Genomic DNA, 11,816 nt, shown 5'->3' on the forward strand with positions numbered 1-11,816 from the left:
CGGAAGACACTCCCGCCCTCCCCCGCCCCCTCTGGAAATCACACTTCGCAGAATGGGGTTAAAGCACCGTTGTTTGGTTGTTGTTCCCTCCTTCCTTCACGCGGAGCCGCTGTAGATTTTCCCCTGCCCTTGTCACCCGGCGGGTTCCAGATGCGAGAGGTCAACGCCGAAATCCAACCTCTCGATCAACGCCAAGCGTTCGGGTGCCGAGAGTAGCTTTCCGCCATAGACGCCGTAGGTGATGCCGACATTGACCACATGGCCGGCAAGCTGGCCGCTGAGTGTTTCCGGCACCCCGGCAACCTGCAAACTGGAAATGAAGGTGTGGCGGAAGCTGTGGAACTTCAGACCGGAGCGGCCAAGCCCGACCAAGTGCCTGAAGTGCGACCACCACGCACAGAACTTCTCGCTATAGCGCCCATCGGCACTCGGCTTTATCTCCGGCCACAGGGGACCGGCGTCCTTCTTGGACACCTGTTCGTGGTAGGACAGTAGGCCAAGCCGGATCAGCCGCGGATGCACCGGGACGATGCGCGTTCCTGCCGCCGTCTTGGTGTCTTCCACTGAGAAGCACCAGATGCCCTCGATCTGCCGCAGGTCCGTCACCTTCAGCTTCGCCGCCTCTTCAGCCCGCAAGCCCGAATGCAGGGCAATCAGGGGCAGCCAGAACTTATGGTCCTTCACCAGAACGCCGCCGGGCCTCTCCCGCCGATCCGCCCGCCAATGGCCGGTGTAGAGCGGACAGTGAAACAGCACCTTCAGGTCTGCGGGGGTGTAGGCGTCACGATCCGCGTCATCCGCCTTGGGCGCCAGTCCCTTCAACGGGCTGTCGATGGTGCATTTCCCCTCGATCTTCGCCCAGTTGAGCATCGCGTTCACGTACTTGAAGTTCTGGATAATGGTGTTGTTCGACAACTCCATATCGGCCAGCGCATCGCGCCAGTCACGGACATCATCCCGAGTGAGGTCATCAACCGCCTTGTTGTTCAGGATTTCGGCAAAGCGGGTCAGCTTCGGCTTGGTGTTGGTGAGGGTCCGCCCCTTCCATTCCCCATCCCTTACCTTCGCTTCGGCGTAGACTTCCACCAACTCCGCCAGCGCCATGGATTGGGGTGTGCGATCAACCGGCGGGGCTGCGGCAGTCGCCGCAGGCGGCAGGGCGAACAGCGGATCACGGGCGGGGTGCCCATAGTCGCCCACCCGCCGGGCCTTGGTCTGGTTCAGCAACTCCACCTGTGCCCGAAGGAGGGTGCGGCAGAACCGCCCATAGGCATCGCTTGCCCGATCCACCAACAGCCCGCCTGCGGCCAAGAGTTCATCGGCCACAACCTCAATCTGCCTATAGTTGTTGACGGCCAGTGCCTCCCGGCTGTCCCCGATCAAGTCGGACAGGAGCGTCAAGTCGGCCTGGATCGGCTCAATCTCGGGATCGGGGGCGGCATAGAGGGTTTCCCCTGCCCTGACCTTCTCCAAATCGCGTTCCGCCGCGTCGAGTTCCTTCGCCAGCCAATCGCGGGCAATGGCATTGATCCTGTCGGTGGTGAGGGCGGTATCGGTCATGGCGCTGGCGAACAACCTGTCGGCAACCGCGGTCAGCCTCCGTCCCTTGACGATGGCCGTAGCGCGATCATTGGTCCGCAGGGACACCACCAGTTCCCGCTTAACAAACCGCGAACGCAGGCACTCAGGCACCTTGCGCCGCCACCTGAACCCATCGCCCCGACGTTGGACATGAAGCACCGGGTGCCCTCACTCACGGGCGCCGACAGGCCGTTCCGGTGTACCTCCCCGGTGTACCTGCGGGCGCGGATTACGCCGTGAAGTGGGAAAAATCCAATAATTTCGAGACCATGCCGCACCCGATCGAGTACAAGATGTACTACTCGGTCTGATGTTGCCTCGCGGCGTCCGGCAACGGGCGCCGCGACTGGTCACGCATCATTCGAAAGCCGCTCCCGGTTCGCGCCGCGGGCGGTTTTCTTTTTTGGCCTGTTCGATCCAGACGCCGACATCGGGCGGCGTGCAGCCCTTGCGCTCGGCACAGTCGGCCTTCGCGCAGGTGCAGGCGGGGAACAGGCAACCGTCGCCGTTCAGATCAGTCGCCCGTACCGCAAGGTCATAGCGGACGCCGCGCATGATGGCGGGGCCGGCGGTGCTGTGGCGTTCGTAATGCTCCACCACATGGCGCACGCGGGTGAGCAGTTCCCGCCGATGATCCTGTCCCGGGTCCATGCAGTCGTCCCCCAGTCGCCGGTGATTGCAGCCATCAATAAGGACGGCCGGGAGACGCGTCCTGTTCCGGCACCCATGCGCAGTACGGCGCAAGGGGAACTCGACGCATGGCAATGATGTGGCGGTCCGGCTGTTGCCACGCCAGTAATCGAGACGAATGCTCTGGACAGGAGACGGCATGATGGATCGCGATCGGCTGCACCGCGTCGCCAAGGCGCTGGGCGACGTCCGCCTTTACGAGAAGCACCACACCGGTGAATTCATCACCATGCGCCTGCGCGACTCCCTGGCCGACACCCCCGGCTATGACGAGGAGGAGGTGGACAAGAAGCTGCTGGAACTGGCGCGGGTTGCGCTGGAGGCGGCGGAATAGCGCGGAGGAAGGTAAGGCGGGGAGTGACAATGGGGCCTCCGGCCTGTTGGTGGGGGATGAAGCCTCTACCGGAAGGAGAATGCCGCCATGGCCGAAGAGACGAGGTCCGACCTGCCGCAAGGCGACCACCCGGCAACCAAGCCGATCCCGGTGAAGCCGGCGGTCGAGCCGATGGGCGACAAGGATGAAGCGCCGCCAGGCACACCGGGGACGGGCGAGAACATCGATCCGAAGACCGGCGAGACCTATGTGCAGGGGATCGGCGGGGCGTGATGCGGGACGGGTGTAACGGATAGGCGCCGGCCGGCCGATGCCCCCTCACAAACACCCAAGCGCAAACGACCACGCGCAAATGAAAAGGGCCGGCTCCCGCGGGGGCCGGCCCTTTTCGCTGTCACGTCGCCCGCATCACGCCACGAAGGGCGGAACGGCGGTGAAGTTGGCGGCCTTCTCGACGGCCTGGCCGACGCGCAGCAGCGTCTCCTCGTCGAAGGGGCGGCCGATCAGCTGCAGGCCGAGCGGCAGGCCGTCGGCGCCGAGACCGGCGGGGACCGACATGGCCGGCAGGCCGGCGAGGTTGATCGGAACCGTGAAGACGTCGTTCAGGTACATCTGCACCGGATCGTCCATCTTCTCGCCGATGGCGAAGGGGGTGCTGGGGGCGGTCGGCGTCAGGATGACGTCGCAGCTCTTGAACGCCTCGTCGAAGTCCCACTTGATGCGCGTGCGCACCTGACGGGCCTTGTTGTAATAGGCGTCGTAATAGCCGGCCGACAGCACATAGGTGCCGATCAGGATGCGGCGCTGCACTTCCTTGCCGAAGCCGGCGCCGCGGGTGTTCTCGTACATCTCCTTGAGGTTGCCGCCCTCGACCCGCAGGCCGTAGCGCACGCCGTCATAGCGCGCGAGGTTGGACGACGCCTCGGCCGGGGCGATGATGTAATAGGCGGCCAGAGCGTATTTGGTGTGCGGCAGGCTGACCTCGACCGGCTCGGCGCCGGCCTCCTTCAGCCAGGCGATGCCCTGGTCCCACAGCGCGGCGATCTCCGCCGACAGGCCCTCCACCCGGTATTCCTTCGGAATGCCGACGCGCAGGCCGCGGATGTCCCCGGTCAGCGCGGCGCGGAAATCCGGCACCGGCATGTCGACGGAGGTGGAGTCCTTCGGGTCGAAACCGCACATGGAACGCAGCATGATCGCCGCATCCTCGACCGTGCGGGTCATCGGCCCGGCCTGGTCCAGCGAGGAGGCGTAGGCGACGATGCCCCAGCGCGAGCAGCGGCCGTAGGTCGGCTTGATGCCGACGGTGCCGGTGTAGCCGGCCGGCTGGCGGATCGAGCCGCCGGTATCGGTGCCGGTGGCGCCCAGCGCGGCGCGCGCGGCGATGACCGCGGCCGAACCGCCCGACGAACCGCCGGAGACGATCTTCTTCTCCCAGGCGCCGGGCGCGCCGGGGCTCCACGGGCTGACCGTCTCGCCCTGATGGGCGGTGATGGTGGCGGAGCCCATGGCGAACTCGTCCAGGTTCACCTTGCCCAGCATGACGGCGCCGTCGCGCCACAGCTGGGAGGTGACCGTGGATTCATATTCCGGCTTGAAGCCGTCCAGGATGTGGCTGCCGGCCGTGGTGGCGACACCCTTGGTGCAGAACAAATCCTTCACCGCGATGGGCAGGCCGTCCATCGGCCCGGCCTCCCCCTTCGCGCGGCGCTCGTCGCTGGCCTTGGCCATCGACAGGGCGGCGTCGGGAGTCTCGGTGATGAAGATGTTGAAGGGACGCACGGCCTCGACCGCGCGCACATGCGCCTCGGTCAGCTCGACCGCGGTGAACTCCTTCTTGGCGAGGCCGTCCAGGGCCTCGGCCATCGTCAGATGCGTGAGCGCCGTCATCACTCGACCACCTTGGGCACGACGTAGAAGCCTTCGGCCGTTTCCGGACCGTTCGACAGGACCTGCGCGGCGTAACCGCCGTCGGTGACCTCGTCCTTGCGGCGGCGCAGCTTCTGCGCGGCCACGCTGGTCATCGGCGGCACGTCCTTCGTGTCGACCTCGTTGAGCTGTTCCACGAAGGTCAGAATCTGGCTCAGTTCCCCGGCCAGGGATTCCAGTTCCTCGTCCGGCACCTTGATGCGGGCCAGATGCGCGATCTTGGCCACCGTGGCCTTGTCGAGCGACATGCCTCTACTCTCTTCCAAAACATTGGAAATCGGCCGCGAAGCTATCACCCGCGCACGCACACCGCAACGATTCCGGCCATCGCCCCGGCAAGAGGGTCCGTTCAGGCGGCAATCGGGGCGGCGGAGCGCCAGCCGGCAGGGTCCAGGCGCAGCTTTAACAGGGCGATCGGGTCGCCCCAGGGCGTCACCCGCGTCTCCAGCGAAATCGGCGTCAGGCCGAGCTTGGCATAGAGCAGCAGGGCCGGCGTGTTGGTGTTGAAGCAGTAGAGGGTCAGTTCGGGCAGGCGGTAGTGATCGAAGGCGCGCGCGATCATCGTCCGCACCAGAAATTCGGCGATGCCGCGGCGGCGCAGGGTGGTGTCGACGCTGACATTGCCGATGCTGGCGGTCCGGCCATCCTCGAAGGTCGCGTAGTTGGCATAGCCGACCACCCTCTCCCGCCCGTTTTCGCACAGGGTCACGACGGTCGGGTCGCGGCGGGTGGCGAGCGTGGCGCGGACCTGATCCGGGGTCAGCGGCCAGACCGCGCGCGGGAACAGGAAATACAGTTCTTCGGCGCTGCGGGGAAATCCGCAGATGGTCGGGATGTCGCCGTCGGCGAGCGGCCGGTGCGACAGGTTGGGCGGGGGCGGTGCGCTGCTCATATTTAGAAGAATAAGTATCCAGAACAACAACTCAAGCGATCTTGCGGTGACAAGGCTGCGGCCCTATGGTCGGGGCATGATCCACACCCTCTCCGAACTCGCCGCCCGCCTGGGCAAAAACCAGCGCCTGCTTGGCCTTGACGTCGGCACCAAGACCGTCGGGCTGGCGGTTGCCGATCCGGGACTGATCGTCGCATCCCCGATCGGTACGCTGAAGCGGACCAAATTCACCCAGGACGCGCGCGAGCTTGGCAAGACCATCCGCGACTACGGCATCGGCGGCCTGGTGGTCGGGCTGCCGCTGAACATGGACGGGACGGAAGGGCCGCGGGCCGAATCGGTGCGCGCCTTCGCCAAGAATCTGCTGGAACGCCCCGACCTGCTGGGCTGGGAGGCGGAGATCGCCTTCTGGGACGAACGGCTGTCCACCTCCGCCGTCGAACGCTTCATGATCGGCGAGGCCGACATGACCCGCAAGCGCCGCGACGAGGTGGTGGACAAGATGGCCGCCGCCTACATCCTGCAGGGTGCGCTCGACATGCTGGCGAACCAGCGCCGCCTCGCCGCCGAAGCGGAGGAAGAGGACGACCGGGACGACGATTACGACGGCCGGGACTGAAACCGGTCCCGCCCCCCGTTCAATCGGGCCCCGCGTTCAGTTAAAGCGAATTTGCATTCGCTTTCGATCCATATGGCCTCATTCGCCGGTCGGGCTTCGGCCGCATGAGCGGCCGGGACCAGCGTCGCGCTCCAAAGCGGATTGCAATCCGCTTTAGGCTTGGCTGTCCGGCTGAAGCAGCGCGGCGCGGTGAAGCAGTTTCGACGGGTCGAGCCCCTGCACCAACAGCAGGGCGCTGGCCTTGACCAGGGCGGCCGGCGTGTCGGGGGTGAGCGCCAGCGCGCGGCAGTAGCACCCCTCCGCCAGATCGGCGCGGCCGGCAAGGGCCAGCTTCTCCGCCGCCGCCAGCAGGCCGTCCATCGCCATGGCAAGATCGCCGTCGAGGTTCAGCGCCCCGGCGAAGGCCTGCACCGCGCCGGGCAGATCGCCCTGGCTTTCCAGCACCAGCCCGTAGGTGGCCCACCAGACGGGAACGCCCGGCCGGGCCGTGATGGCTTGGGCGATCAGTTCCTGCGCCTCGGCCCAGCGCCCGGCCTGGGCGGCGATCAGGCCTTGGCGGTAGATGCTTTCGGCCTGATCCGGCGTCATAGGCTCAAGTCCGCTGCTGTGGGGTCCATTCCTCAAATCGCGCCTTACGACTCGCTGCGGCCGAGCTGGTCCATCAGCTCGCGCCATTCGCGCTTGGACAGGCCGCTGGCCTCCTGCGTCACCGGTTCGCCGGCCAGCAGGCGCTTCACCACGTCCAGGCCGGTGCGCGACAGGTGGGCGCCGCCCATGCGGTATTCGGTGAAGGATTCATAGACCGCCGGAACCCAGCGCTTCACCACGTCGAGCATCGCCTCGGCATAGACGCGGATTTCATATTGGGCGTGGCTGTCGGCGCGCAGCGACAGAAAATGCAGGAGGTTGTGGAGATCGACCTTCCAGTACCATTGCGTGTAATAGTTCAGCGACAGGTTCATCCGCGCCAGTTCGCGCGCCAGCCCCTGGCGGGACGGGTCGATGACGCTGCCGTCCTCGCGGTGGTTCAGCATCTCTTCATAATGGCTGTAGGCGCGCTCCGAGTCCTCGCGCAGCAGCCGCATGACGTCGGCGGCCTCCTCGCCCTCCAGCACGTCGCCACGGCCCTGGCGGTTGACCACGGCCTGGGCGCCCAGCTGTTCCGGCGCCGGCACGTAGAACTCGCGGTCGAGGATGGAATAGCGGGCCGAATATTCGTTCACGTTCGCGGTGCGGTGGCGGATCCACTGGCGGGCGACGAAGATCGGCAGCTTCACATGGAACTTGATCTCGCACATCTCGAACGGGGTCGAGTGGCGGTGGCGCATCAGGTACTTGATGAGCCCGGAATCCTCGCTGACCTTCTTGGTGCCCTTGCCATAGGACACGCGCGCCGCCTGCACGACCGCCGCGTCGTCGCCCATATAGTCGATGACGCGGACGAAGCCGTGGTCCAGCACCTCCAGCGGCTGATAGAGGATCTCCTCCAGGGCCGGGACGGTGGCGCGGCGGGTGGTGGCGGTGACGGCGCGCAGGCGATCGATTTCGTCGCGCTGCTCGGGCGTGATCGGCATGGTGACTCCGGGGTTACGGTGCCGGCTGTCTTATCAGACCATGCGGCTGTCGGGAAAGGTGAACGAACGGTCCGGCCCGCGTCATCGCAACGCATTCGGCGATGATGTCACAGAGCCCCTTCCCTTGCCGGATCGGAGTGCCTATATTCGCGTCGTCGGTTCGCCGACTATGGCGATAAACGCCTTGTGGAATAAGCGTTGTGGACCCGGGGGCGGTACCCGGCGCCTCCACCAACCATACACCGGACTCGTTGACCGGGGTCGTTGGGGGCGAAATAGGATCGACACGCGTGGTAAAGGCATGGTTTTCGCTCGGCATGGTTCCGCCGTTATCGGGCCGTTGCAATAGTTGCCAACGACAACGTTGCTCAGGCTCGCCTCGCTGCCTAACGGCGGCTGGTAGCCTAAACCTAATCCCCGCGGGTTAGCGCCCAAGGGTGGGGCCGTGGGCCGCCTAGCAACAGAAGGCCCACACCTCTTTCCAAGCGTCCGCAACCGGCCTTTCCGCCGACGGAACGCCAGACCGATCGCGTTATCAGGGACCAGCCCAAGCATGCCGAAAGAGCAGCTCCGCTATGACCGCATGGTCGAGACCGCGTTGCGCGGCGTTGTCCGCGACGCGCTGACCGAGGTTGCCGAGAGCGGCCTGCCGGGCAATCACCATTTCTACCTGACCTTCCGCACCGGTTTTCCCGGCGTCGACATCCCGGACTACCTGGCGTCCCAGTATCCCAACGAGATGACCATCGTCCTGCAGTTCCAGTACTACGGTCTGGACGTCACGGACGATCATTTCGAGGTGACGCTGAGCTTCAACAATGTGCATGAGCGGCTGGTGATCCCCTTCGCGGCCATCACCACCTTCGCCGACCCGTCGGTGAATTTCGCGCTGCAGTTCCAGCCGCTGGCCGCCGCCGAGTCGGCGGAGGTCTCCTCCATGCCGACCCGCGCCGCCGCCGAGCGGGTCGAGGAAAAGGAGGAGGAGGAGGAAGCCGCCCCGGCCGAGGAGCCGAAGCGCGGCGAGGTCGTCGCTCTGGACGCCTTCCGCAAGAAGTAACCTCTCCCACGGATGCCCGCCCGGCCGCCCAGCGAGTATGTCGCCACGCTCTGCGAGATGATGGCGCCGCTGGGTGACTTGCGGGCGCGCCGCATGTTCGGCGGCTATGGCCTGTCCATTGACGGGCTGACCTTCGCGCTGGTCGCGGACGAGACGCTGTATGTCAAGGCGGACGACGTTAACCGCCTGTCGTTTGCGCAGTTGGGCCTGGAGCCCTTCCGGCCGATGCCGGACAAGCCGACCACCCTGTCCTACTATCCCCCGCCCGACTCGGCCCTGGACGACCGCGACGAACTGCTGCCCTGGGCACGGTCGGGGTTCGAGGCGGCTTTGCGGGCCGCCGCGAAGAAGGCGGCGAAGTCGAAGCGGAAGTAGAATACCCTCTCCCATTCCGGGAGAGGGCGAATCACGCCTCCCCCTCAGATGTTCTCCGCCATATGCACCGTCGCGTTGCTGGCCTGGGCGCCGTTGGTGCGCTGGCGCATCTGGCGGGCGAAGCGCAGGGGGTTGGGGAAGAGGTTCAGCATCGAGCCGATCCTGCCGACCGACGAGGTCGCCTTGCCCACCGCCATCACGTCGGCCAGACGGCGGTCGATGAAGGCGCGGGTCTCCACATGCCCTTCCGACTTGTCGTCCAGCCAGTAGAAGGTGGAGGAGCTGACCACCGCCGACAGCAGCGCCCGCTTTGTATAGTGGTTGTAGTCGGTGGAGGTGTCGCCGGCGGCGAACCACATGGCGTCCACCGTGCGGTAGAGCAGCCGCAGGCCGAGCGCCACATTCTGCGGCATGGCCAGATAGGAGAGCTGGCGGCGCTTCGCCTCGCGGTAGGGCTCCAGCACGTCGAAATAGGTGCGGACGGCGAGAGAGATGCGCTCGCGCACCTTCATCTCGGCCAGCGGCTGGGCTTCCAGCCGGTCGAGCATCTGACGGTCGGTCCAGTCGGCGAAATGCTCCACCGCGTCGGTCACGCCGCCGGGGAAGGCCCGCAGCAAGGCGAAAGGCTCGTGGCCGGCCATCTGGGTGCCGTCGCGCAGGGCCTGCAGGCTCCAGCCGTCGAACACCACATTGGGCAGGCTCGCCACCAGAATCTCGTCGCGAAGCGTGTCGATGCTCATAGCCGACTCTCCCTGCGTCCGCCCTCAGATCCGGGACGGCGCTTCCTTGGCCGCTGCAAGCGCGGCGTTGATATGATGCATCTCCTCGGTGCAGACGAGGAGCCGCAGATCGTCCATGCGATCAAGATAGAGCACGCCATCCAGGTGGTCGACCTCGTGCTGGACCACACGGGCATGGAAACCGCCCGCTTCGCGTTCGATCCGGCTGCCGTCCAGGCCATATCCGCGATAGCGGATGCGCGCGTGGCGCGGAACCAGGCCGCGCAGCCCCGGAATCGACAGGCAGCCCTCCCAGCCCAGGACCATGTCTTCGGACAACGGCTCGATCTCCGGGTTGACCAGGACGGTGCTCGCCACCTCCTCCCCCTCGCCGCGGTCGGCGGGAACCCGGAAGACGATGATCCGGCGCGACACCGATACCTGGGGCGCGGCCAGACCGACTCCGGGGACATCCAGCATGGTGGCGATCATGTCCGCCGCCAGCCGGGCGACGGCAGGGTCGGTGGGATCGGCGATGGGCTCCGCGATCTTGCGGAGCACGGGATTGCCCATCCGGGCGATTGGAAGCACTGGCATGGCGCTATATCTGGAGTGCGGATGCGGCCGGAGCAACCGATTCCTATGGCTCCGGCCCCGCTTATGCTTGCAGGCCGAAGACTCCCCTTCACAAAGGCGATAGGGCGTGCTACACACTGCGCCCACACAAGGGGTGCGCCTGCCGCGCATACCTATTTGTTGCCTTTGCGCAACACGGCACACTTGGAAGGGTGACGGTAAACGTGCAAGTTCTGGTCCGAGATAACAACGTCGATCAGGCCCTCCGCGCGCTCAAGAAGAAGATGCAGCGCGAGGGCATTTTCCGTGAAATGAAGCTGCGCCGCAACTACGAGAAGCCCTCGGAGAAGCGCGCGCGTGAGAAGGCTGAAGCGGTGCGTCGCACCCGCAAGCTGCTCCGCAAGCGGATGGAACGCGAGGGCTACTAATCGTCGGTCGCTCTTAGCGACTGCGAAGGGCGCGTGTGATGCGCGCCCAAGACCCCTTGTGTCTTGCACCCGACCGTCCCGCGATCTTCGCGTGGGCGGTTTTGGTGTATCTGCGCCATTTCGCTTCGCCCGCATTGTACGTCGGGCAAGCGTATTGAACGGTCAGCGAGCCAACCCGCCGGCCGTCGTGGAAAGGCCCGATCATGAGTGCTTCCAACCTCACCGCCCGCCAGTCGGTCCCGGCGCTGCGCGCCCGCAAGGGAGGCGAGCCCATCGTCTGCCTGACCGCCTACACCGCGCCGGTGGCCCGGCTGCTCGACCCGCATGTCGATCTGCTGCTGGTCGGCGACTCGCTGGGCATGGTGGTCTACGGGCTGGACAGCACGCTGCCGGTGACGCTGGACATGATGATCGCCCATGGCGCCGCCGTGGTCCGCGGGTCGGAGCGCGCCTGCGTCGTGGTCGACCTGCCCTTCGGCAGCTATCAGGAAAGCAAGGAGGCGGCCTTCCGCGCCTCCGCGCGCGTGATGGCGGAGACCGGCGCCCAGGCGGTCAAGCTGGAAGGCGGGCTGGAGATGGCGGAGACGGTGGCCTTCCTGACCGCCCGCGGCATCCCGGTGATGGGCCATGTCGGGCTGACGCCGCAATCCGTGAACACGCTGGGCGGCTACAAGGCCGTCGGCCGCGACGCCGAGGCGGCGGAGCGGATCGCCGCCGATGCCCGCGCCATCGCCGACGCCGGCGCCTTCACCCTGGTGATCGAAGGCACGATGGAGGCGCTGGCCCGCCGCATCACCGAAGAGGTGGCGATCCCGACCATCGGCATCGGCGGCTCGCCGGCCTGCGACGGGCAGGTTCTGGTCACCGACGACATGCTCGGCCTGTTCGGCGCCTTCCAGCCGAAATTCGTCAAGCGCTACGCCAATCTCGGCGAGTCGGTGAGCGATGCCGCCGCGGCCTATGCCGCCGAGGTGCGCAGCCGCGCCTTCCCGGGACCGGAGCATTGCTTCGGGATGAAGAAGGCGGCGACGGCGTAACGCCT

16 protein-coding genes and 1 other RNA gene are annotated in these 11,816 nt (G+C 66.2%); 8 read left to right on the plus strand and 9 right to left on the minus strand.

Annotation, left to right across the window (positions count from 1 at the left end):
• Window positions 1-132: 132 nt before the first annotated feature.
• Together DM194_RS07175 and DM194_RS07180 are read right to left on the minus strand one after the other, a co-directional pair.
• Window positions 133-1,740 carry a DUF6538 domain-containing protein gene (locus tag DM194_RS07175; RefSeq protein WP_342792435.1) on the minus strand — a complete coding sequence of 536 codons (1,608 nt, stop codon included), beginning with the start codon at window positions 1,738-1,740 and terminating at the stop codon, window positions 133-135.
• A 198-nt stretch (window positions 1,741-1,938) separates the two neighbouring features.
• Window positions 1,939-2,232, minus strand: coding sequence for a hypothetical protein (locus DM194_RS07180; RefSeq protein WP_176581374.1), 294 nt, complete (start codon window positions 2,230-2,232; stop codon window positions 1,939-1,941).
• Window positions 2,233-2,410: 178 nt separating this feature from the next.
• Here DM194_RS07180 and DM194_RS07185 point away from each other — a divergent pair, with 178 nt between their 5' ends.
• Together DM194_RS07185 and DM194_RS07190 are read left to right on the plus strand one after the other, a co-directional pair.
• Window positions 2,411-2,605, plus strand: coding sequence for a hypothetical protein (locus DM194_RS07185; RefSeq protein WP_111066590.1), 195 nt, complete (start codon window positions 2,411-2,413; stop codon window positions 2,603-2,605).
• Window positions 2,606-2,692: 87 nt separating this feature from the next.
• Window positions 2,693-2,878 carry a hypothetical protein gene (locus tag DM194_RS07190; RefSeq protein WP_111066591.1) on the plus strand — a complete coding sequence of 62 codons (186 nt, stop codon included), beginning with the start codon at window positions 2,693-2,695 and terminating at the stop codon, window positions 2,876-2,878.
• A 135-nt stretch (window positions 2,879-3,013) separates the two neighbouring features.
• Here DM194_RS07190 and gatA read toward each other — a convergent pair whose 3' ends face one another.
• The 3 genes from gatA to DM194_RS07205 all read right to left on the minus strand — a co-directional run bounded on the left by gatA (window position 3,014) and on the right by DM194_RS07205 (window position 5,426).
• On the minus strand, window positions 3,014-4,495 hold the full coding sequence (gatA, locus tag DM194_RS07195) for an Asp-tRNA(Asn)/Glu-tRNA(Gln) amidotransferase subunit GatA (protein ID WP_111066592.1): 1,482 nt from the start codon (window positions 4,493-4,495) through the stop codon (window positions 3,014-3,016).
• Window positions 4,495-4,782: an Asp-tRNA(Asn)/Glu-tRNA(Gln) amidotransferase subunit GatC gene (gene gatC / locus DM194_RS07200; RefSeq protein ID WP_014248134.1), complete on the minus strand. Its 288-nt coding sequence runs from the start codon at window positions 4,780-4,782 to the stop codon at window positions 4,495-4,497. Before gatC ends, gatA begins: the two co-directional genes overlap by 1 nt.
• A 101-nt stretch (window positions 4,783-4,883) precedes the next feature.
• A complete protein-coding gene (locus DM194_RS07205; RefSeq protein WP_111066593.1) occupies window positions 4,884-5,426 on the minus strand; it encodes a GNAT family N-acetyltransferase in 543 nt (180 codons plus the stop codon).
• A 76-nt stretch (window positions 5,427-5,502) separates the two neighbouring features.
• Between DM194_RS07205 and ruvX the strand changes: the two genes are divergently transcribed.
• A complete protein-coding gene (gene ruvX, locus DM194_RS07210; protein ID WP_111066594.1) occupies window positions 5,503-6,045 on the plus strand; it encodes a Holliday junction resolvase RuvX in 543 nt (180 codons plus the stop codon).
• 153 nt (window positions 6,046-6,198) lie between these two features.
• Here the strand turns inward: ruvX and DM194_RS07215 are convergent, their stop codons facing one another.
• Both DM194_RS07215 and thyX read right to left on the minus strand, forming a co-directional pair.
• Window positions 6,199-6,633, minus strand: coding sequence for a tetratricopeptide repeat protein (locus DM194_RS07215; RefSeq protein WP_162629980.1), 435 nt, complete (start codon window positions 6,631-6,633; stop codon window positions 6,199-6,201).
• Window positions 6,634-6,677: 44 nt separating this feature from the next.
• Entirely contained in the window at window positions 6,678-7,619 is a 942-nt protein-coding gene (gene thyX, locus DM194_RS07220) for an FAD-dependent thymidylate synthase (protein WP_111066595.1), read from the minus strand.
• Between the two features lie 115 nt (window positions 7,620-7,734).
• Here thyX and ssrA point away from each other — a divergent pair.
• From ssrA to DM194_RS07235, 3 genes are all read left to right on the plus strand, one after another.
• Window positions 7,735-8,095: a transfer-messenger RNA gene (gene ssrA, locus DM194_RS07225) on the plus strand.
• A 77-nt stretch (window positions 8,096-8,172) separates the two neighbouring features.
• Window positions 8,173-8,676 carry an SspB family protein gene (locus DM194_RS07230; protein ID WP_111066596.1) on the plus strand — a complete coding sequence of 168 codons (504 nt, stop codon included), beginning with the start codon at window positions 8,173-8,175 and terminating at the stop codon, window positions 8,674-8,676.
• Window positions 8,677-8,688: 12 nt separating this feature from the next.
• Complete coding sequence (locus DM194_RS07235; protein ID WP_111066597.1) at window positions 8,689-9,051, plus strand: TfoX/Sxy family protein; 363 nt, start codon at window positions 8,689-8,691, stop codon at window positions 9,049-9,051.
• Window positions 9,052-9,095: 44 nt separating this feature from the next.
• On the opposite strand, the gene DM194_RS07240 is transcribed toward DM194_RS07235, so the two are convergent.
• Both DM194_RS07240 and def read right to left on the minus strand, forming a co-directional pair.
• On the minus strand, window positions 9,096-9,791 hold the full coding sequence (locus DM194_RS07240) for a COQ9 family protein (RefSeq protein ID WP_111066598.1): 696 nt from the start codon (window positions 9,789-9,791) through the stop codon (window positions 9,096-9,098).
• A 24-nt stretch (window positions 9,792-9,815) separates the two neighbouring features.
• A complete protein-coding gene (gene def / locus DM194_RS07245; RefSeq protein ID WP_111066599.1) occupies window positions 9,816-10,367 on the minus strand; it encodes a peptide deformylase in 552 nt (183 codons plus the stop codon).
• A 203-nt stretch (window positions 10,368-10,570) separates the two neighbouring features.
• On the opposite strand from def, the gene rpsU reads away from it, so the two are divergent.
• Together rpsU and panB are read left to right on the plus strand one after the other, a co-directional pair.
• Window positions 10,571-10,774 carry a 30S ribosomal protein S21 gene (gene rpsU / locus DM194_RS07250; RefSeq protein ID WP_012974546.1) on the plus strand — a complete coding sequence of 68 codons (204 nt, stop codon included), beginning with the start codon at window positions 10,571-10,573 and terminating at the stop codon, window positions 10,772-10,774.
• A 203-nt stretch (window positions 10,775-10,977) separates the two neighbouring features.
• Window positions 10,978-11,811 (plus strand): 3-methyl-2-oxobutanoate hydroxymethyltransferase, encoded by an 834-nt coding sequence (panB, locus tag DM194_RS07255; protein ID WP_111066600.1) that lies wholly within the window; start codon window positions 10,978-10,980, stop codon window positions 11,809-11,811.
• The last annotated feature ends 5 nt before the right edge of the window (window positions 11,812-11,816 follow it).

The organism is Azospirillum ramasamyi, assembly GCF_003233655.1.
Lineage (GTDB): Bacteria > Pseudomonadota > Alphaproteobacteria > Azospirillales > Azospirillaceae > Azospirillum > Azospirillum ramasamyi.

Excerpts from the sequence above, each read along its gene's own strand:
- DM194_RS07235 (WP_111066597.1), top strand. The coding sequence starts at position 8,689 with ATGCCCGCCCGGCCGCCCAGCGAGTATGTCGCCACGCTCTGCGAGATG.
- thyX (WP_111066595.1), bottom strand. The coding sequence starts at position 7,619 with ATGCCGATCACGCCCGAGCAGCGCGACGAAATCGATCGCCTGCGCGCC.
- DM194_RS07240 (WP_111066598.1), bottom strand. The coding sequence starts at position 9,791 with ATGAGCATCGACACGCTTCGCGACGAGATTCTGGTGGCGAGCCTGCCC.
- DM194_RS07215 (WP_162629980.1), bottom strand. The coding sequence starts at position 6,633 with ATGACGCCGGATCAGGCCGAAAGCATCTACCGCCAAGGCCTGATCGCC.
- ruvX (WP_111066594.1), top strand. The coding sequence starts at position 5,503 with ATGATCCACACCCTCTCCGAACTCGCCGCCCGCCTGGGCAAAAACCAG.
- DM194_RS07205 (WP_111066593.1), bottom strand. The coding sequence starts at position 5,426 with ATGAGCAGCGCACCGCCCCCGCCCAACCTGTCGCACCGGCCGCTCGCC.
- DM194_RS07185 (WP_111066590.1), top strand. The coding sequence starts at position 2,411 with ATGATGGATCGCGATCGGCTGCACCGCGTCGCCAAGGCGCTGGGCGAC.
- gatC (WP_014248134.1), bottom strand. The coding sequence starts at position 4,782 with ATGTCGCTCGACAAGGCCACGGTGGCCAAGATCGCGCATCTGGCCCGC.
- DM194_RS07180 (WP_176581374.1), bottom strand. The coding sequence starts at position 2,232 with ATGGACCCGGGACAGGATCATCGGCGGGAACTGCTCACCCGCGTGCGC.
- def (WP_111066599.1), bottom strand. The coding sequence starts at position 10,367 with ATGCCAGTGCTTCCAATCGCCCGGATGGGCAATCCCGTGCTCCGCAAG.
- DM194_RS07230 (WP_111066596.1), top strand. The coding sequence starts at position 8,173 with ATGCCGAAAGAGCAGCTCCGCTATGACCGCATGGTCGAGACCGCGTTG.
- DM194_RS07190 (WP_111066591.1), top strand. The coding sequence starts at position 2,693 with ATGGCCGAAGAGACGAGGTCCGACCTGCCGCAAGGCGACCACCCGGCA.
- panB (WP_111066600.1), top strand. The coding sequence starts at position 10,978 with ATGAGTGCTTCCAACCTCACCGCCCGCCAGTCGGTCCCGGCGCTGCGC.
- gatA (WP_111066592.1), bottom strand. The coding sequence starts at position 4,495 with ATGACGGCGCTCACGCATCTGACGATGGCCGAGGCCCTGGACGGCCTC.